Source organism: Mycobacterium sp. ITM-2016-00317, from assembly GCF_002968295.1.
GTDB lineage: Bacteria > Actinomycetota > Actinomycetes > Mycobacteriales > Mycobacteriaceae > Mycobacterium.
On sequence record NZ_CP134399.1, the window covers coordinates 487,097 to 505,021 of the forward strand.

Here is a 17,925-nt window from a genome sequence, read left to right on the forward strand (position 1 = left end):
GGATGGCGCTGCCGCCCGAGGTGCATTCGGCGCTGCTCAGCAGCGGCCCCGGACCGGGCTCGCTACTGGCCGCGGCAGGGGCGTGGCAGTCCCTGAGCGCCGAATACGCCGCTGCCGCAGCAGAGCTCACCGCCATCCTGGCGGGCGTGCAGGCCGGCGCATGGGAGGGGTCGAGCTCCGAACAGTACGTCGCCGCGCACACGCCCTACCTGGCGTGGCTTGCGCAGCAGAGTGCCGCGGGTGCCGCCGCGGCGGTACAGCACGAGACCGCCGCCGCCGCGTACGCGACGGCGCTGGCGACCATGCCGACGCTGCCCGAGCTGGCGCTCAACCACACCACCCGCGCCGTGCTGGTGTCCACGAACTTCCTCGGCATCAACACGATTCCGATCGCGCTGAACGAGGCCGACTACGTCCGGATGTGGATCCAGGCGGCCACGACCATGGCGACCTACCAGGCGGTCTCGGGCGCCGCGCTGGCCGCGACCCCGACCGCGAACCCCGCCCCGCCGGTGCTGCTGCCCGGGGTGGGGGAAGCCGGCAGGGCGATGGCCGACGTCAGCGCGATGGCCGCCCAGATCCAGGCCACCGAGGCGGGTTCGGCGATGAGCCTGTCCGACATCATCGCCGACCTCATCCGGGCCTACGGCGAGCTGATCCGGTTCCTGTTCGAACCGATCATCGACTTTTTGCGTGACCCGCTCGGCAACACCATCAGGCTGATCACCGACTTCCTGACCAACCCCGCGCAGGCGCTGATCACCTGGGGCCCGTTCCTGTCCGCGATTGCCTACCAGGCGATCTCGTGGGTCGGCGCGTCGATCCTGTACCCGTCGCTGATCCTTCTCCCACTGATCGCGACCACGCTCGCGATCGTGCTCGGCGTGGGCGCCTACCTGCTGGAAAACCTGCCTGCCCCGCCCCAGGACACCCCCGCCGAGGAGCCGGCCGCGGCGTCCTCGCCTGCCCCGGCCCGCGCCGACCAGCCCGGCCCGGCCGTCGCGATCAGCGCACCGCCGCCGCCGAGCGGGGTGGCCGCCACCGCCACGACGGTCACCACCGGAACAGCCCCCGCACCGGGTGCGCCCGCTACCGCGGTCGCCCCGTTCGTGCCGTACGCGGTGGCCGGCCGCGACCCCGAGGAGGGGTTCTCCCCGACGGTGGGCGGCTCCAGCAGCGCCAAGGCGCCGGCGTCCGGCATCCCCGCGGCGGCGTCGGGCGTCGCCGCCTCGGCAGCCGAGAGGCGTAAGCGCAGGCGCAAGCAGAAGGACGAGATCACCGGGCGTGCCTACGCCGACGCCTACGCCGACTACGAACCCGAAGCCGGCGCCGACGACGGACCGCAGGCCCGGCAGGACCCCCGGATTGCCGCAGGGGAGCGCGGTGCCGGGCAGATGGGTTTCGCGGGCACCCTGGCCAAGGACGCCGAACAGGCCGGTGGGCTGACCACGCTGTCGGGCGGTGCGTTCGGCGGCGGACCGAAAGCCCCGATGCTGCCCGGCAACTGGGACCCCAACTCTGGCGCCGACGCGGATCCCCGGAATGACGATCGACCCAACCACCACGATGGAAAGGAACAACCATGAGCATGCTGGACGCTCACATCCCGCAGCTGGTCGCCTCCGAGGCGGCGTTCGGCGCGAAAGCCGCGCTCATGCGCAGCACCATCGCCCAGGCCGAGCAGGCGGCGCAGTCCTCGCAGGCCTTCCACATGGGGGAGTCCTCGGCCGCGTTCCAGGGCGCGCACGCCCGCTTCGTCGAGGCCTCGGCGAAGATCAACGCGCTGCTGGACCTGGCCCAGGCCAACATCGGTGACGCGGCGGCCTCCTATGTGGCCGAAGACGCCGCTGCCGCAAGCAATTACACCGCCATCTGAGCCGGCCCGCCGACACCTCACCGAAAAGAGACCCCGATGTCACAGATCATGTACAACTACCCGGCGATGCTCGCCCACGCCGCCGAGATGAACAGCTACGCGGGTGCGCTCTACGCCGTCGGCGCGGACATCGCCGCAGAGCAGACCGCGCTGCAGGCCGCCTGGCAGGGCGACACCGGCATGACCTACCAGGCCTGGCAGGCGCAATGGAACGGGGCCATGGGGGAACTGGTCCGGGCCTATCGGGCGATGGCAGGCACCCACGAGATGAACACCACGTCGATGGCCGCACGGGATCAGGCCGAAGGCGCCAAATGGGGCTGACGGGTTCCCGTGCGCGCTGACGCCGTCGAGCTGACCGCCGACGCGGCCTGGTTCCTCGCCGACGCGCTCGGCGCGGGGTCGTTCCCGTGGGTGCTGGCGGTGACGCCGCCCTACAGCGACCACGCGGATCGGGCGCGGTTCGAGGCGGCACAGACCGAGCGGCTGACCCGGATGGGCGTGCTCGACGCCGACCGGGCCGTCGATCCCGCGGTGGCCCGGTGGATCCGGCTGGTGTGCCGGCCCACCCAGTGGCTGGAGCTGCGATTCGTCGGCGAGCGCGGCGCGATGCTGCGCGGCATCGTCGCCCGCGACGCCGCGCGGACCGTGGTGGCGTTGCGCAGCGGCGGGTTGATCACGCTGACCGAGATGCAGATCGACCATCCGCAGGCGTTGGTGCCGGTGCTGACGGTCGGGCTGTCGGGCCGCCCGCCTGCCCGGTTCGCCGAGTTCACCCTGCCCGCCCGGGTCGGCGCCAAGGCGGACGACCAGATCCGCCGGGGCGCCTCGGTCGGGGACCTACTCGACTATCTCGGTGTTCCCGCGTCCGCGCGCCCTGTGGTGGTGGCCGCGTTCGAGGAGCCCCGCACCTACGTCGAGATCGTGGCAGGCCAGCACCGTGACGGGCACCGGGTCAGCACCGATGTCGGGGTCAGCGTCGTCGACACGACTGCAGGACGGGTGCTGGTCAGCCCGACCAAAGCCCGCGACGGGGAATGGATCTCGACGTTCGCCCCCGGTGAGCCGATCGCCGTCGCCGCCGCGGTCGAGCGGTTGACCGGCGCGCTGCCGGACGGACCGTGGTTCCCGGACCAGCCCGTGACCAGAGACTTCGACGACCGCAGGGTCGACAGCAGAAGCCAGAGAGAAGAGATATGCCACCGCTAGAGACCAACACCCTCGGTTCCGCCGCCGCCGTGGTGCCAATCGTCCGTGTCGCCGTGCTCACCGCCGAGCAGGCCGGTGAGGATGACGCCGAACGCACGGGCCGGATCACCGAGATCGCGCTGCCCGCCGAACTCCCGCTGCGCGAGATCGTCCCCGCGGTGCAGCGCATCGTGGCGCCCAGCGACGAGTCCGGCGCCGCGGCGACGCCGCTGAGCCTCGCGCCGATCGGCGGCGCGCCGTTCAGCCTGGACGCGACGCTGAACACGGTCGGCGTCGTCGACGGCGATCTGCTGGCGCTGCAACCGGTTCCGGCGGGTCCGCCCGCGCCGCGCATCGTCGAGGACATCGCCGACGCCGCGATGATCTTCTCCGCGTCCCGCGAAAAGCCCTGGGGGATAGACCACATCCGCCGCGGCGCGACGGCCGCGGTGATCGGCCTGATCCTGGTCGCCACCGCGCTGTCGGTGGCGCACCGGGTGTTCACCGATTCGCTGATCGGACTGTTCGCGGTCAGCGCGGTCGCGATCGGCGCGGTCCTCGGGGCGCTGCTGGCCCGGGCGGCTCGCCACGACTGGCCACGGCACTTGCCGCGGCCGCGTTGCCGCCGGTCGCCGCGGCGTTCACGCTCGCGGTGCCCGGCGAGTTCGGCGCCTCCAACGTCGTGCTGGGCGCGGCGGGGGTGGCCGCCTGGTCGGTCATCAGCATCACCGTCGGCGAGCGCGCCGTCGCGCTGTTCACCGCCGTGGCCGCTTCCGCAGTCGGTGCGCTACTGGTGGCCGCGGCGGCGTCGGTGTGGACGCTGACACCGCTGCACATCGGCTGCATCCTGATCCTGGTGGGGCTGATCGTCACGGTGCAGTCCGCGCAGCTGTCCGCGATGTGCGCCCGGCTGCCGGTGCCGGTGATCCCCGCGCCCGGCGACCCCACCCCGTCCGCCCCGCCGCTGCGGGTGCTGCAGGATCTGCCCCGGCGCATCCGCGCGAGCGACGCGCACCAGACCGGCTTCCTCGCCGCAGGTGCGCTGCTCGGCGTCACCGGTTCGGTGTTCGTGCTCTGGCCCGCCGTCGGCGGTGACGGCAGCGTGTCTCCGTGGGCGTGGGTCCTGGTGGGCGCCGTCGCCCTCGGTGCGGTGCTGCGCGCCCGGGTGTGGGATTCGGCCTCGTGCAAGGCGTGGCTGCTCGCGCAGCCGTTCCTGACCGCGACCGCGCTGCTGGTCGTCTTCACGGTGACGGGCCGTTACGGCGCCGCGTGGTGGGCGCTGGGCGTGCTCGCCGTGCTCGTCGCCGCCTGGGTGGTGGCCGCGCTGAACCCGCGCATCGCCGAGCCGGAGACCTACTCGCTGCCGATGCGCCGCCTGCTGGGCTTCGCGGCCGCCGCCGTGGACGCGTCGGTGATCCCGGTGATGGCCTACCTCGTGGGGCTGTTCACTCTGGCGCTGAACGGATTCTGACGATGAGTGCTCACCCGCGGGTATCGGACCGGTGAGGCGGCGCGCGAGAGCGGCGCTGGCGGTGACGGCCGTGATGCTGGCGGTCGGTGCGTCGCCGGCAGGGGCGATCACTCCACCGGAGGTCGATCCGGGCGCGACGCCGCCGAGCGGCAGCGCCGGTCCGGCCGCGACGATGGCCCAACGCAATCCGTGTGTCACCGCCACCGCGATACCGGGTACCGAACCCGGCGCCGTCGACCCGAACCGGTCGGCGCTGAACCTGGCGCAGGCGTGGACCCACAGCCGGGGCGAAGGACAGACCGTCGCAGTGCTCGACACCGGGGTCAAGCCCGGTCCTCGGCTGCCCGACGTCGAGGCCGGGGGCGACTTCGTCGCCTCCGGTGACGGACTGACCGACTGCGACGGCCAGGGCACCCTCGCCGCCGGCCTGATCGCCGGACAGCCCGGCGCAGAAGGCTTTTCCGGCGTGGCGCCCGAGGCCCGGATCCTCGCGATCCGGGTCACCTCACCGCGGTACGCACCCCGCGACGGCGGGGAGGACCCCGTCGTCACCCGCGCGACCGTGGAGGCGCAGGCGCTGGCACGGGCCGTCGTGCGCGCCGCGGACCTGGGCGCCCGGGTCATCAGCATCTCCGCGGTGACGTGCGTGCCGGCCGGGAAGAACTTCGACCAGAGCGGCCTGGGAGCGGCGCTGCGCTACGCCGCGGTCGACAAGGACGCCGTGATCGTCGCCGCCGCGGGCGACGGCGGCGCGGCAGGCGGATGCGGCGCCAACCCGCTGGGCGATCCGGCGCTGCCCTCGGATCCGCGCAACTGGTCCGGCGTCACCGCCGTGTCGATCCCGGCGTGGTGGCAGGACTACGTGCTCTCGGTCGGCTCTCTGGGCCCCGACGGCACACCGTCACCGTTCACGATGGCCGGACCCTGGGTCGGCATCGCCGCCCCCGGCGAGAACATCGTGTCGGTGAGCAACGACGAAACCGGCGGACTGGCCGACGGCCTGCCCGGCGCTCAGGACCAGATCGACCCGATCCGCGGCACCGGCTACGCGACGTCCTACGTGTCCGGCGTTGCGGCATTGGTGCGCAGCAGGTTTCCCGAGCTGACCGCCCGCCAGGTGATCGAACGTCTCACCGGCACCGCGCAGGCGGCGGCCACCGCACCGTCGAATCTCGTCGGGGCAGGACGCCTCGACCCGGTCGCGGCGCTGACCTGGAACGTCCCGGCGACCGCCGGAGACACCGACCCCGCGGCGGTCAAACCGGTCGCCGCGCCGCCACCACCGCCGACGCGCGACCCCGTGCCGCGGGTGGTCGCATTCGCCGGGCCGGCGTGCTGGCGCTCGTCGTGCTCGCCGTGTGCGTGCTGAACGCAAGAAGGAAGGAGACGCCGTCATGACGTTACGGCTCACTTTGGCGGCGCTGCTCGTCGTCCCGGCGGCGATGGCCTATCCGTGGGAGACCGTCGGCCGGCGATGGCTGCTCGGCGTCGCGATCGCCGCGGTCGTCGTGCTGTTCGCGCGCTGGCGCGGACACTTCGTCACCACCATCCTCGGCCGCCAAATCGGGATCCTTTTGCGCCGCGGCCGGATCCGTGACACCGAGGCGTCCGGCGAGTACACCACCGTGACGCTGCGGCTGGAGCCGCGCGAGTCCCGCGAGCTGCCGCCGGCCCTGATCGCCGGGTACCTGGACCGGTATGGCATCACCTTCGACAAGGTCCGGGTGACCCACCGCGACGTGGACGGCACCCGCGTCACCTGGGTCGGCCTGACCCTCGGGGCGGCGGCCAACATCGCGGCGCTGTCCGCGCGTTCACCGCGAATCCCTCTGCGGGACACCGCAGAAGTGGCGGCCCGGCGCCTGGCCGACCACCTGCGTGAGGCCGGCTGGGACGTGACGGTCGACGACGCCCCGGCCGCCCCGCTGTCCGGCGCGGCCACGGAGCGGTACAGCGGCGTGGACGACGGCCGCGGCTTTCTGGCCGCCTACCGGATCGCCGTCGACGGATCGCTGGACGAGACGTTCTCGGCGGTGCGTGCGCACGACAGCGGCGAAGTCTGGACGGTAGCCGAATCCACCGGCAGCAGAACGCGACCCGAACTCGCCGCGGCTTGCGTCCTGCGCACCGCCGACCGGCCGGCTTCACGCGCGCCGCTGCCCGGGCTGACCCCCGAACACGGCAGACACGCACGCGCGCTGGCCGCGCTGGCGCCCGGCTCGGACCGGCGGCTGCTCAGTCGAACATGAACCCGCCGAGGAAGCGGGTCATCCGGCGCAGGTAGTCGGGCTGACTGACGTGCAGCACGTGGTTGCCCGGGAACCAGTGGAACGCGCAGCGGTCCCAGTGCTGCCACAGGATCTCGGCTTGTTCGGGCGGGGCCAGCCGGTCGCCGAGCCCGGCGATGATCAGTCGCCGGTCCTTCGGCACCAGCGGCCGGTAGTTCAGCGGTGACGAGTACATGGTCGCCGCGTCGACGAGCTCGGTGTCGGTGCCCGCGACCCAGTCCCGGAGTGCCACCACCTTGTTGGCCGGGAACCACTCGTCGACGGTCCGGTCCGGGGTGACCACCGGGACGTTCGGGATGACGGCCTGGATGCGGTCGTCCACGCTCGCGATCAGCGCCGAGGTGTAGCCGCCCAGCGACATGCCGGTCAGCGCGATGCGGTCCACCCCGGTGTACTCCAGGTAGTCCAGGATCGAACGGAAGTCGTACACCGCCTGCGCCATCGCCTCGGCGAAACCGGCCATGCCGTGGGCGAAGTAGCCGTGTCCGCTGAACGGCGAGTACTTCTCGGCCCGCCGGCCGTGGAACGGCAGCGTGTACAGCATCACGTCGTAGCCGCAGCGGTAGAACCACGGCAGTGCGAAGAACAGCCCGTTGAACAGATACGCCGAACCCATGAAGCCGTGGATCAGGCACAGGGTGGGACGCGGTCCGTCGTCGTGGCGCCAGTGTTGGGCGTGCACCACGTTGTTGCGCACCAGCCCGAGGCGCTGGTCGCGCAGTGCGGGATTGACCGCGCGGAAGCTGCTCTGGAAGCGGAGGTTGCGGACGTTGCCGCGCGCGACCCACTCCGCGACCGGGTTGGCCGGCCGCGACGACACCCGCGGTGGCGACTGCGGCGCCGGGAACGCCAGCTGCGGATCCTTCTCGGCGGCCAGCTCGGCGTAGAAGCGGAGATGGTCACGCTCGGCGTCGGCCTGTGAGCGGCGCAGCGCCCCAACCACCGACGGCACCATGGTGGCGCTGAGCAGCGAGGCGATCGAGGTGCGCAGCGCCAGGTCCGCGATCGCCGACGAGTCGACGATCAGGCGTTGCCGCAACGTCAGGTCGACCCGCCGCGGCAACCCGCGCGAACCGGCGTCGGCACCCGGGACGTCCGGAACCGGGATCGGCGGATCGACGGGGGCGTGCGAATCGGTCACGGAGCGGCCCTTCCTTCCCCGGTGCTGCCGCCTGATGGTAGCCCGGCGCCGGTTCCCGGTGCTCCGAACAAGCGAACCGCGTTGTCGTGGAACACGTTGCGCAGCCAGGTGTCGTCGACACCGGGTAGCTCGGTGAGCACCGACATCGCGTGGGCGTAGCCGTACGGGATGTTCGGGAAGTCGCTGCCGAAGAGGATGCGGTGGCCCATGTCGCGCAGCCGGCCGTACTCGCCGGCCGGGAACGGCATGGCTTCCTCCATGAACCCGGTGAACGCCATCGTGGTGTCCAGCCGCAGCTGCTCGAAATCCTCACAGAGGTCCAGGAAATCGCTGTACTCCGGCCCGCCCATGTGCGCGATCACCAGGCGCAGCCGGGGATGCTCGGAGAGCACCGCCCGGATCGGTGCGGGCCCGGTGTAGGTGCCGGGAGTCGGGCCCGAGCCGCAATGGATGACCACCGGGGTGCCTGCGTCCTCGATCAGGCCCCAGACATCGTCGAGCAGCGGATCGGCCGGGTCGTAGCCGCCCACCTGGATGTGCGCCTTGAACACCCGGGCACCGGATTCCAGCGCCGCGGTGACATAGCGGGCGGCGTCGGGTTCGGGGAAGAACGTCGCGGTGTGCAGGCAGTCCGGCGTGTCGGCGGCGAACCCGGCCGCCCACTGGTTCAGCCAGGCCGCCATGCCGGGCTTGTGCGGGTAGACCAGCGAGGTGAAGGCCAGCACCCCGAACGCGCGCAGCGTGCGCAACCGGTCCTGCTCGTCGGTGCGGTAGGTGATCGGCCACGGCCTGCCGATCAGCGGGCCCGCGTCATCGAAGTACCGCCAGACCTTGTCCATCACGTTCTTCGGCATGAAGTGCGTGTGCACGTCGACGACACCGGGCACCGCCAGCCCCTGCCAGATCCGCCGGACCGATTCGGTGTCATCCATCGACTCGATGATGGCACCCGCGCCGGGGGAGCAAGATCTACGGGTATGTGGGACCCCGATGTGTACCTCGCGTTCGCCGACCACCGGGCCCGGCCGTTCTTCGACCTGCTGGCCCGGGTCGGGGCGGACCGGCCGCGCCGGGTGGTGGACCTGGGCTGCGGACCCGGCAACCTCACCGAGGTGCTGGGCAGGCGCTGGCCGGACGCGCAGGTGCAGGGCTGGGATGCGTCACCGGAGATGGTCGACGCCGCCCTCGAACGCGGAGTGGATGCCCGCCGCGGCGACATCGCGGACTGGGTGCCCGAACCCGGCACCGACGTGGTGATCGCCAACGCGGCGCTGCAGTGGGTGCCCGGACATCGCGACCTGCTCACGCGGTGGGCGGGGCAGCTGGTGCCGGGGGCGTGGATCGCGTTCCAGGTGCCGGGCAACTTCGACGCCCCGTCGCACGCCGCGATCCGGGAGGTGGCGCGCCGGGAACCGTTCGCCGCCGCGCTGGCCGACATGCCCTGGCGGGACGCGGACGTGGTCGGGACACCGGTCGAGTACGCCGGGCTGCTCACCGACGCCGGCTGCGCCGTCGACGCCTGGGAGACCACCTATGTGCACGAATTACGGGGCGAGACACCGGTACTGGACTGGATCACCGGGACGGCGCTGACCCAGGTGCGGGAGCGGCTGACCGACGACGGCTGGCAGCGGTACCGCCAGGCCATCACCCCGCTGCTGGCACAGGCATATCCGGCCCGCGCGGACGGCATCACGTTCTTCCCGTTCCGCCGGATCTTCGTCGTCGCCCGGACTGGCGGCGCGGGTTCAGCAGCTCGATAACTCACCGGCGAACCGTCGCCCCTACGCCGGACGGTTTTCCGCGGGGGGATCTGAAGACTCCGCGGCCATCGGGAGCTGAGCGGTTGCCGGTGTATCCGCGAGTGGCGTGGTCGTCCCTCTCACCACCAGGTGCGAGCGGAAGGTGAGGGTTTTGTAGGGGGCTGTCGGATGGTCGATGCGGTCCAGCAGGGCTTGGGCGCCGGCCTCCGCCATGGCGCGACTCGGCTGATGGACTGTGGTCAAGTCGAACGCCGGCCAGGCGGACATGGCGATGTCGTCGTATCCCACGATCCACAGGTCCTCCGGAACCGCTACCCCGACTGCCCGGGCCGCGTCGAGTGCGCCGAAGGCGATCAGGTCATTACTACAGAAGACGGCGGTGGGGGGATCCTCGGCGCGGAGTAGTTGCGCTGTTGCGCTGTAGCCGAAGTCGTGACTGAACGGTCCTTCCAGTGTTCGTTTCGCGTCGAGGGGCACGCCGGCTTCGCTGAGTCGTTCAGCAAATCCGCGGCGCCGGTGGCGGGCGGTACTGGCTGTGGAGGGTCCCCCGATGAAGGCGATCCGGCGGTGACCGTTGTCGAGGAAGTATTCGGCGACGGCACGGCCGCCGGTGAGGTTGTCGCTGGAGACCTGGTCACAGGCCAACGTGTCGACCGTGCGGTTGATGAGCACGACGGGACTGTGCTTGCTGATTGCGGCCCGCAGTGGTGCCGAGGCCTCGGTGACCGTGGTGAAGAGGACGCCGTCGACGGATCCGGCGTTGATGGCCTCGAGTGCGGCGTCGTTTCCCGGTCCGTCGGAGTTCCACAACGTCACCTTCTTGCCGGCGGCGTCGAGGTACTCGGTCAGCGCGTTGAGAATCTCGGGATAGAACGGATTGGTGAGGTCGGCGACGACGACGCCGATGGTGTCGACCCGGCCGGTCTTCATCGCGCGGGCGCCCAGATTCGGCACGTAGCCGACCACTTTTGCCGCCTGCAGGATCTTGTCCCGCGTCGCTGGGCTGACGCTTCCACCACTCAACGCGCGAGACACCGTCGCCTGCGAGACCCCGGCGACGCGGGCAACGTCTCGGCTCGTTGACATACGTATCCACTTCTCTCATCGGGGCATCGGACATCGTGACGAGCGCATCATCCTACGTCCAAGCATCGTGAACTGGACGCATCGGTGTATACGAATACGGTGGACGTTTCGGATACGTAACCACGGATACTGACCTTAGTATGCCCAGGTAAACGCCCAATCGATAATGACATGAAATCAGATCTTCCGATCTTGTATGTATACGTATACACTAAGCACATCGAGCGATCGGGAACACCTTTCCCGTCCTCGAGTGACCTGGGCGGCACCGCTGCCCGACGACGACCCAACGGAGAAGTCCATGACGATGGCCACTGCCCCCCGAACCGCGATCCCGACCGTGGATCTCAAAGCGCCTCAGCGTGAAAGCGTCGAGCGGGGCAGCACCACCTCGGTGCGTTCCACGGTGGAGAGCGTGATCGAGGACATCCGCACCCGCGGTGACGCCGCTGTGCGGGAGTACTCGGAGAAGTTCGACAAATACTCGGCCGACAGCTATCTGCTTTCTCCCGAGAAGATCCAGGAGATCATGGCGCGCGTTCCGCGCCAGGTCATCGAAGACATCGAGTTCGTCCAGGAGCAGGTCCGGGTGATGGCCCAGAAGCAGCTCGAATCGCTGACTGACTTCGAGATCGAAACGCACCCAGGGGTTTTCCTCGGTCAGAGGAACGTGCCGATCCAGGCGGCCGGTGCATACATCCCCGGCGGGAAGTACCCGCTGCTGGCCAGTGCCCACATGACGATCGTCACCGCCAAGGTGGCCGGTGTGCAGCGCGTCGCGGCCTGCACGCCGCTGATCCGCGGCGAGGTGCCGGACGCGACGGTCGCCGCTATGCACCTGGCGGGCGCCGACGAGATCTATCTGCTCGGCGGTATCCAGGCGGTCGCCGCTATGGCCGTCGGCACCGAGACCATCCGCCCGGTCAACATGCTCGCCGGTCCTGGCAACGCCTTTGTCGCGGAAGCCAAGCGGCAGCTGTTCGGGGAAGTCGGGATCGACCTGTTCGCCGGTCCTACGGAAGTACTGATCGTGGCCGACGAGCATGCCGACCCGTTCATCGTCGCGGTCGACTTGCTCTCGCAGGCGGAGCACGGACCCGACAGCCCCGCCGTGCTGATCACTACCAGCGAGGAGCTGGGCCGCGCGGTCATCGAGCACGTCGACACCATCCTCGTCGATATGCCCACCCGCGATTTCGCCGATCCGGCCTGGCGAGACTGGGGTGAGGTCCGCGTCGTGCAGACGCTCGATGAAGCGTACGCACTGGCCGACGAGTACGCCTTCGAACACGTGCAGATCCTTACCGAGAACCCGCGCGAAGCACTTGACAAGATGCACGACTACGGCGCCCTGTTTCTCGGCGAAGGTACCTGTGTCTCATACGGGGACAAGGTGATCGGTACGAACCATGTCCTTCCCACCCGGGGGGCGGCCCGCTATACCGGTGGTCTGTGGGTCGGCAAGTATCTGCGCACCGTGACCTATCAGGAGGTCACGAACACTGAGTCGAGTGCATTCTTCGGCGAGTTGTGCGGGCGTGCCGCCAGGGTCGAGCTCTTCGAGGGTCACGCGCGATCCGGTGACGTGCGCGCCGCGAAATACCGCGGCGAGAAGCTGGCCTGGTCGGACCACGGGTTCACCGACTAGCGCATCACCGAAAGTGACTGGGCCACAGTCATTGAAGTGACTGGGCCACAGTCATAGCCGGCATCGTCGGGTCCGAGCACTGTTTTGTGAAATATCGCCTCCCGACCGGTGTGGCCGCCAACACGACGGATACACCGTCGGCTGATCGCCGCCAAACCTCCGGTCCCAAGCAGCGAGGACCCAACCCCTAAACCTGTGTCACCGACGGTGACGCGGCCATCCGATCGGAGAAATCATGGCAACCGCCACCCTGACACCGGAGAAGCTCCGCCGACGGTCCGTGCAGTCCGGCACCATCGGCGCAATCGTCGAATGGTACGAGTACACGATCTACGGAACGTCTGCCGCGCTCGTCTTCGGACATCTGTTCTTCCCGAACCTGCCCGGTTCCATCGGTCAGATCGTTTCGCTCGCGACCTTCGGCGTCGGATTCCTGGCCCGGCCGGTCGGGGCCTTCGTATCCGGTCACCTCGGCGACCGAATCGGGCGCAAAGCCACCCTCATCATGACCTTCACCATCATGACGGTGGCGACAGCTGCGATCGGGTTCCTGCCCACCTACGCGCAGATCGGTGTCGCCGCGCCGCTGCTGCTGTGCCTGCTGCGGCTGGCGCAGGGCTTCGCCGTCGGCGGCGAATGGGGCGGCGCGGCGATCATCGCCGTCGAGAACTCGCCTCGCGAGAAGCGGGGACTGTTCGGCTCCTGGCCGCAGATCGGTGTCTCCGCAGGACTGCTGCTCGGGACCGCCGTGGTGTCGCTGGCGTCCTGGATCTCCGGTGACGCATTCGACGACTGGGGATGGCGCATTCCGTTCCTGCTGGCGATCGTGCTGGCGTTCGTCGGATTGTTCATCCGGCTGCGGGCCGCCGAGAGCCCGACCTTCCTGACGGAGAAAGCCAAGATGGAGGCTGAGCTGAGAAGCGCAAAGCACCCGCGGTGGTTCTGTTCCGCAACTACAAGAAGCCGCTGCTGATCGCGATCTTCGGCCGTTTCGCAGAAGCCGGAAACTATTACCTGTTCACTACTTTCGTGCTGTCCTACGTGACCACCACGCTCGGTGTGCCGCGGTCGTACGGTCTGATCGCCTCCATGGTCGGCGCCACTGCGAACATCATCATGATCCCCGTGTTCGGACGGCTCTCGGACCGTATCGGCCGGGTGAAGACGTTCCTCATCGGCGGCGCGATCATCGTCGTCACGGCGTGGCCCATCTTCGCGATGGTGCACACCGGCCAACTCTGGGGCATCATCGCCGGCGTCACGATCTTTCTGGCGCTCGGGCACGCGATGGTCTATGCACCGCTGCCCGCGCTGTACTGCGAGTTGTTCCCGACGGCCCTGCGCTATTCGGGAATCTCGATCGGCTACCAGATGGCGTCGATCCTTTTGGCCAGCTTCACTCCGGCGCTCGCCAGCGCCATGGTGCTGTGGGCCGGCGGTGGGCTATGGATGGTGATCACCTTCGCGATCGTGACCACGTTGATCGCCATGATCGCCATCTCGTTCGCCCGTGACCGCAGACACCTGGAACTCGATGAGATCGATACGCGGCTGACGACCGAACTCGCGATGCCGGTCAGGTCGGCGTCGTGACGGCTTGTCGTCGCCCGGGCTCAGGTGGGCAGATCCTCCCTCTCCGCGTCCACCCGGTAACGGTCGACCCATTCGTCGGAGCGGTGATCGGCCTGACGCTCCAGCACCGGTGCCGGCGCCAGGCCCGGATCCTGCCCGATGCTCTCCAGCACCTCGGCGACCACCTGAGTCAGGTTGCGCCACAACACCGGATACGGCACGTCCATCGGCTCGACGTTCTCCTCGGCGAACCAGGCGCGCCAGCCCGCCTCCTGCTGGCGCAGCATCGTGACCACGTGGGCGATCGCGCCGGCGTGGTACTCGGCGCGGGCGTCGCGCCCCGGGTCCGGGCGACCGCGCCACACCCGGGTCTGCACCGCCCGCCAGAACGAAACCGCCTGGGACACCACATCGGGACGGTGGACGTGGATCAGCAGCGGATCGCTGCCGACGACGTCGCGGATCGCCGACAGCAGTCCGGTCCCGGACCGGCCGGGCAAACTGTCGGCGCGCTGCAGCAGCAGCGGGGTCTGGTTCCACATCAGCTTGCCGCCCCACACGCCGTTCGGGGTGCGCCCGACGGTGCGGATGTAGTCGCGCCAGATCTCCGGCGGCGCCAGGTCCGGCTTGCCCTCGTCGGTCGGGTCGAGCAACCTCAGGATCGACTCGTCCTGCACGCTCTCGAACCACTGCCGCGGCTGCGGCGACTGACTGGTCGTCGGCAGATACTGGAAGAACTCCCCGGGTTCGCCGGCCACCCCGGTCGCCCGCAGGGATTCGACCAGCAACGTACTGCCACTACGCTGCGACGCGAGGACCAGGTATGCCGACGGGCTGGTTGACATGCGCGTGAGCCTAACCGCATTCGCCGGCCGCGGCACGGTCGGTGATTGCGATCAGGATGAGTGCAACTATTGCGTCGAGCTCCGGTCGTGCTCGATCCCGCGATCGGCGGCATCCGGTGAGCGACTTGGGATCTGGAGCCCCTTGATGTGGGCGTAGGTCTGTGTGTACCGGTCGGCGATGCGGGTGCCCGCGAAGTCCGACGGAATCACATCCTTGGTCTTCTGCCGCCAGTCGTCGAGCAGCAGCGCCAACTCGGCGCCGATGGTTTCGGCTGTCTCGGTGGCGTCGGTGCCCAGCAAATTCTGCTGCTCGGTCGGGTCGGCCGTCAGGTCGTAGAGCTCACGGCTGGGGCGCGGCGTCTGGACGCGCGGTGCGACCAGCCGGCCCGGCGCGCTGTCGGCGATGTCCCACGGCAGGTCGAGAAGTGGTCGGGGAGCGTAATTCTCGATGTAGCTGTACTCCCGGGTGCGGATGGCGCGGATCGGGTCGAACGAATCGTGGTAGGTCTTCATCGTGTAGACCGCGCTGCGCACCGGATCAGGCGTGGGCGTCGCGAGATGTGTTGCGTGCGAGAGCCCTTCGACAGGGTCCGGGACGTCGATCCCGAGCAGCTCGAGCAGGGTCGGGACCAGGTCCACGCCGCTGAACAGTTCGTCGTAGACGCGCGGCGCGACCGCGGAATCGCGGGGCGGCCGGACGATCAGCGCGATGCCGGTGCCCGCGTCGTACAGCGTCGACTTCGCGCGCGGCAGCGCCGGCCCGTGGTCGGTCACGAACACCACCCAGGTGGTGCGGTCCAGGCCGGTCGCCTCCAGGGTGTCCAGCAGTTGGCCGACGGCGGCGTCGGCGACGGTGATCGACCCGTAGAAGTCCGCGAGGTCCTGGCGCACATCCTCGGTGTCGGGCAGGTAGTCGGGCAGGGTGACCGCGTGCGGGTCGGCCGGGCGGTAACGGGCTCGCGGGTAGGGGCGGTGCGTCTCGAAGAACCCGGCGGTGAGCAGGAACGGTTTGTCCGGCGGGGCGGTGAGCCAGCGGGTGGCCTGCTCGACGACGTACTCGCAGTAGGAGTTGGACACGTCGAATTCGTCGAAGCCGAGCCGGTCCGGGAACGACGTCTCGTGCTGCATGCCGAACAGCGCGGTGTGCCAACCGTTCTCGCCGAGCAGATGTGGCAGCGTGCGAACCCCGGGGCGGTACTCCCACCCGTGGTGGGCCAGGCCCACCAGGCCGTTGGACTGCGGGTACCGGCCGGTGAACAGGGAGCCGCGCGATGGACTGCACAGCGGGGCGGTCGCGTGTGCGGCGGTGAACAGGATGCCTTCCTCGGCGAGCCGGTCGAGCCGGGGGCTGGTGACGTCGGTGTGACCGTAGGCCCCGAGGTGGCGGCCGAGATCGTGCCAGTGCACGAGCAGCACGTTGTCCCGGCGCGGTGTGGTCACAGCGGTCCCTTCCCGTCGATCCGGTTTTATCCCCAGTTCCGAATCTATCCACAGCCGGAGAATTCGGCCCCGCCGGCCGCCGATGGACCAATTAGTGTCGAAAGCATGTTCGAATCGCTGGTGGCCGAGGCGGTCGGCTCGCGCGGCGCAGCCGCGATCGGATCGTGGGCGCGGCTGGAGAACGCCGCGGCTGCGCGCCGGCTCGCGGCGATGGCCGACCTGCTCGAAGCCAAGCTCGCAGGCAAGGACAGCGCCGAGCGTGACCAGTGGTGCCTGGACAACTGGGACGCGGTGTCGGCCGAGGTCGCTGCGGCGCAGGGGGTCTCACTCGGCATCGCGTCCAACGAGCTGCTGGACGCGTGGGCGCTGCGGCAACGGCTGCCCCGGCTGGCGGAAGTTTTCGCCACGGGAGCACTGTCGTACCGCCTCGCCAGGGCGGCGGTGAAGCGCACCCGGCTGATCATCGACAGAGACGTCATGGCGAAGGTGGACGTGGAGATCGCCGCCCAGGTCACCGGATGGGGTGCGCTGTCGATGGCCAAGCAGGAGGCCGAAATCGACTACTGGGTTGACCGATTCGACCCGTCGGCGGTGATGCGGGCGGAGAGTTCCGCACGGTCACGGCACGTCGACATCATTGCGGCCGCGAACGGTTCCGGTGTCTGTTACGTCGAAGCGGTCCTGCACGGGCATGACGGCGAGGTTCTGGACAGACGGCTCGACGAGATGGCCCGCGGGGTATGCGACGGCGACCCGCGGACACTCGACCAACGGCGGTCCGATGCGATGGGTGCGATGGCCGCCAAAGCGGACCGATTGAACTGCCTGTGCGACAACGACGACTGTGCGGCGGGCGAGCACACACCGAGTTCGGTCGTCGTGCATGTGATCGCCGCGGAAGAGAGCCTGGCGGACCCGACGCCGTTCGCCGTGCACGGTGAGCAGCCGCCGGAGCCGAACCAGGGTGGGCACCTCCTGGCGCTTCCGGCCGCGACCGGACCGGCGGCCACCGGCCCCGCGAAGGTGCTCGGGGGTTCGCTCCTGCCCGCGCCGTTGCTGGCCGCCGTGCTGGCCGGCACGGCCACGATCCGTCGGCTGATCCATCCCGGACAATCGCCGCCGGAGCCGCGGTACGTGCCGTCGGCGAAGCTGGCGGACTTCGTCCGGTGTCGCGACATGACGTGCCGGTTCCCGGGCTGTGATGTGCCGTCGGACCGCTGCGACCTCGACCATACGATCCCGTACGGGGCCGGGCCGACGCAGGCCTCGAACCTCAAGGCGCTATGCCGAAAACACCACTTGCTCAAGACGTTCTGGGGCTGGCGTGATGTCCAGTTCCCGGACGGCGCGGTCGCATGGACGTCACCGAGTGGTCAATCCTTCACCACGTGGCCCGGCAGCAGGGTGCTGTTCCCGGCGCTGTGCCGGCCGACGGCTCCGGTCGCTGTCCGGCCGGATGTCCCGACGAAGGGGGAGCGCTCCCCGGGGCTGGGCATGCCGCGACGGAAGCGGACCCGCGCCGCGGCCCGGGCGCAGCGCATCGCCGATCAGCGCAGGCAGAACGAGACGCGACAGGGAACCGCCGATGACGACCCGCCGTTCTGAGC

At 69.8% G+C, this 17,925-nt stretch carries 15 protein-coding genes and 2 pseudogenes; 12 read left to right on the plus strand and 5 right to left on the minus strand.

All coding sequences use genetic code 11. The features are described 5' to 3' along the window. Positions 1 to 2: 2 nt before the first annotated feature. The 7 genes and pseudogenes from C6A87_RS02285 to eccE all read left to right on the plus strand — a co-directional run bounded on the left by C6A87_RS02285 (position 3) and on the right by eccE (position 6,784). A complete protein-coding gene (locus tag C6A87_RS02285; RefSeq protein ID WP_311115783.1) occupies positions 3 to 1,586 on the plus strand; it encodes a PPE family protein in 1,584 nt (527 codons plus the stop codon). Next, a complete protein-coding gene (gene esxG / locus C6A87_RS02290; protein ID WP_311115784.1) occupies positions 1,583 to 1,876 on the plus strand; it encodes a type VII secretion system protein EsxG in 294 nt (97 codons plus the stop codon). Before C6A87_RS02285 ends, esxG begins: the two co-directional genes overlap by 4 nt. A 36-nt stretch (positions 1,877 to 1,912) precedes the next feature. Continuing rightward, the gene (locus C6A87_RS02295; protein ID WP_311115785.1) at positions 1,913 to 2,200 is read left to right on the plus strand and encodes a WXG100 family type VII secretion target; all 288 of its coding nucleotides are present in this window, start codon (positions 1,913 to 1,915) and stop codon (positions 2,198 to 2,200) included. A 9-nt stretch (positions 2,201 to 2,209) separates the two neighbouring features. Then, positions 2,210 to 3,085 (plus strand): ESX secretion-associated protein EspG, encoded by an 876-nt coding sequence (locus tag C6A87_RS02300; protein WP_311115786.1) that lies wholly within the window; start codon positions 2,210 to 2,212, stop codon positions 3,083 to 3,085. Next, positions 3,073 to 4,535: pseudogene (gene eccD, locus C6A87_RS02305) on the plus strand (type VII secretion integral membrane protein EccD). The gene C6A87_RS02300 and the pseudogene eccD overlap by 13 nt, the downstream one beginning before the upstream one ends. 73 nt (positions 4,536 to 4,608) lie before the next feature. Continuing rightward, positions 4,609 to 5,933, plus strand: a pseudogene (gene mycP, locus C6A87_RS02310) (type VII secretion-associated serine protease mycosin). Beyond that, the gene (eccE, locus tag C6A87_RS02315; protein WP_311115787.1) at positions 5,930 to 6,784 is read left to right on the plus strand and encodes a type VII secretion protein EccE; all 855 of its coding nucleotides are present in this window, start codon (positions 5,930 to 5,932) and stop codon (positions 6,782 to 6,784) included. Before mycP ends, eccE begins: the two are co-directional and overlap by 4 nt. Here the strand turns inward: eccE and C6A87_RS02320 are convergent. Further along, on the minus strand, positions 6,771 to 7,964 hold the full coding sequence (locus C6A87_RS02320) for an alpha/beta fold hydrolase (RefSeq protein WP_311115788.1): 1,194 nt from the start codon (positions 7,962 to 7,964) through the stop codon (positions 6,771 to 6,773). The two genes, eccE and C6A87_RS02320, sit on opposite strands and share 14 nt — an antisense overlap. Then, positions 7,961 to 8,896 carry an amidohydrolase family protein gene (locus tag C6A87_RS02325; RefSeq protein ID WP_311115789.1) on the minus strand — a complete coding sequence of 312 codons (936 nt, stop codon included), beginning with the start codon at positions 8,894 to 8,896 and terminating at the stop codon, positions 7,961 to 7,963. Before C6A87_RS02325 ends, C6A87_RS02320 begins: the two co-directional genes overlap by 4 nt. 45 nt (positions 8,897 to 8,941) lie before the next feature. Between C6A87_RS02325 and C6A87_RS02330 the strand changes: the two genes are divergently transcribed. Continuing rightward, a complete protein-coding gene (locus C6A87_RS02330) occupies positions 8,942 to 9,727 on the plus strand; it encodes a trans-aconitate 2-methyltransferase (protein ID WP_311115790.1) in 786 nt (261 codons plus the stop codon). Positions 9,728 to 9,748: 21 nt separating this feature from the next. Here the strand turns inward: C6A87_RS02330 and C6A87_RS02335 are convergent, their stop codons facing one another. Further along, positions 9,749 to 10,813: a LacI family DNA-binding transcriptional regulator gene (locus C6A87_RS02335; protein WP_311115791.1), complete on the minus strand. Its 1,065-nt coding sequence runs from the start codon at positions 10,811 to 10,813 to the stop codon at positions 9,749 to 9,751. 307 nt (positions 10,814 to 11,120) lie between these two features. On the opposite strand from C6A87_RS02335, the gene hisD reads away from it, so the two are divergent. The 3 genes from hisD to C6A87_RS02350 all read left to right on the plus strand — a co-directional run bounded on the left by hisD (position 11,121) and on the right by C6A87_RS02350 (position 14,054). Next, a complete protein-coding gene (gene hisD, locus C6A87_RS02340; RefSeq protein ID WP_396837148.1) occupies positions 11,121 to 12,461 on the plus strand; it encodes a histidinol dehydrogenase in 1,341 nt (446 codons plus the stop codon). A 235-nt stretch (positions 12,462 to 12,696) separates the two neighbouring features. Continuing rightward, a complete protein-coding gene (locus C6A87_RS02345) occupies positions 12,697 to 13,434 on the plus strand; it encodes an MFS transporter (RefSeq protein WP_311115792.1) in 738 nt (245 codons plus the stop codon). After that, the gene (locus tag C6A87_RS02350; RefSeq protein ID WP_311115793.1) at positions 13,398 to 14,054 is read left to right on the plus strand and encodes an MFS transporter; all 657 of its coding nucleotides are present in this window, start codon (positions 13,398 to 13,400) and stop codon (positions 14,052 to 14,054) included. The genes C6A87_RS02345 and C6A87_RS02350 overlap by 37 nt, the downstream gene beginning before the upstream one ends. A 20-nt stretch (positions 14,055 to 14,074) precedes the next feature. Here the strand turns inward: C6A87_RS02350 and C6A87_RS02355 are convergent, their stop codons facing one another. Beyond that, complete coding sequence (locus tag C6A87_RS02355; protein ID WP_311115794.1) at positions 14,075 to 14,878, minus strand: trehalose 2-sulfotransferase; 804 nt, start codon at positions 14,876 to 14,878, stop codon at positions 14,075 to 14,077. Between the two features lie 66 nt (positions 14,879 to 14,944). Then, positions 14,945 to 16,318, minus strand: coding sequence for a sulfatase (locus tag C6A87_RS02360; RefSeq protein ID WP_311115795.1), 1,374 nt, complete (start codon positions 16,316 to 16,318; stop codon positions 14,945 to 14,947). Positions 16,319 to 16,423: 105 nt separating this feature from the next. On the opposite strand from C6A87_RS02360, the gene C6A87_RS02365 reads away from it, so the two are divergent. After that, positions 16,424 to 17,923, plus strand: coding sequence for a DUF222 domain-containing protein (locus tag C6A87_RS02365; RefSeq protein ID WP_311115796.1), 1,500 nt, complete (start codon positions 16,424 to 16,426; stop codon positions 17,921 to 17,923). Positions 17,924 to 17,925 lie beyond the last annotated feature (2 nt).

Coding starts and splice junctions, on each gene's coding strand:
- C6A87_RS02285 (WP_311115783.1), top strand. CDS start 3: ATGGCGCTGCCGCCCGAGGTGCATTCGGCGCTGCTCAGCAGCGGCCCC.
- esxG (WP_311115784.1), top strand. CDS start 1,583: ATGAGCATGCTGGACGCTCACATCCCGCAGCTGGTCGCCTCCGAGGCG.
- C6A87_RS02295 (WP_311115785.1), top strand. CDS start 1,913: ATGTCACAGATCATGTACAACTACCCGGCGATGCTCGCCCACGCCGCC.
- eccE (WP_311115787.1), top strand. CDS start 5,930: ATGACGTTACGGCTCACTTTGGCGGCGCTGCTCGTCGTCCCGGCGGCG.
- C6A87_RS02325 (WP_311115789.1), bottom strand. CDS start 8,896: ATGGATGACACCGAATCGGTCCGGCGGATCTGGCAGGGGCTGGCGGTG.
- C6A87_RS02330 (WP_311115790.1), top strand. CDS start 8,942: ATGTGGGACCCCGATGTGTACCTCGCGTTCGCCGACCACCGGGCCCGG.
- C6A87_RS02335 (WP_311115791.1), bottom strand. CDS start 10,813: ATGTCAACGAGCCGAGACGTTGCCCGCGTCGCCGGGGTCTCGCAGGCG.
- hisD (WP_396837148.1), top strand. CDS start 11,121: ATGGCCACTGCCCCCCGAACCGCGATCCCGACCGTGGATCTCAAAGCG.
- C6A87_RS02345 (WP_311115792.1), top strand. CDS start 12,697: ATGGCAACCGCCACCCTGACACCGGAGAAGCTCCGCCGACGGTCCGTG.
- C6A87_RS02355 (WP_311115794.1), bottom strand. CDS start 14,878: ATGTCAACCAGCCCGTCGGCATACCTGGTCCTCGCGTCGCAGCGTAGT.
- C6A87_RS02365 (WP_311115796.1), top strand. CDS start 16,424: ATGTTCGAATCGCTGGTGGCCGAGGCGGTCGGCTCGCGCGGCGCAGCC.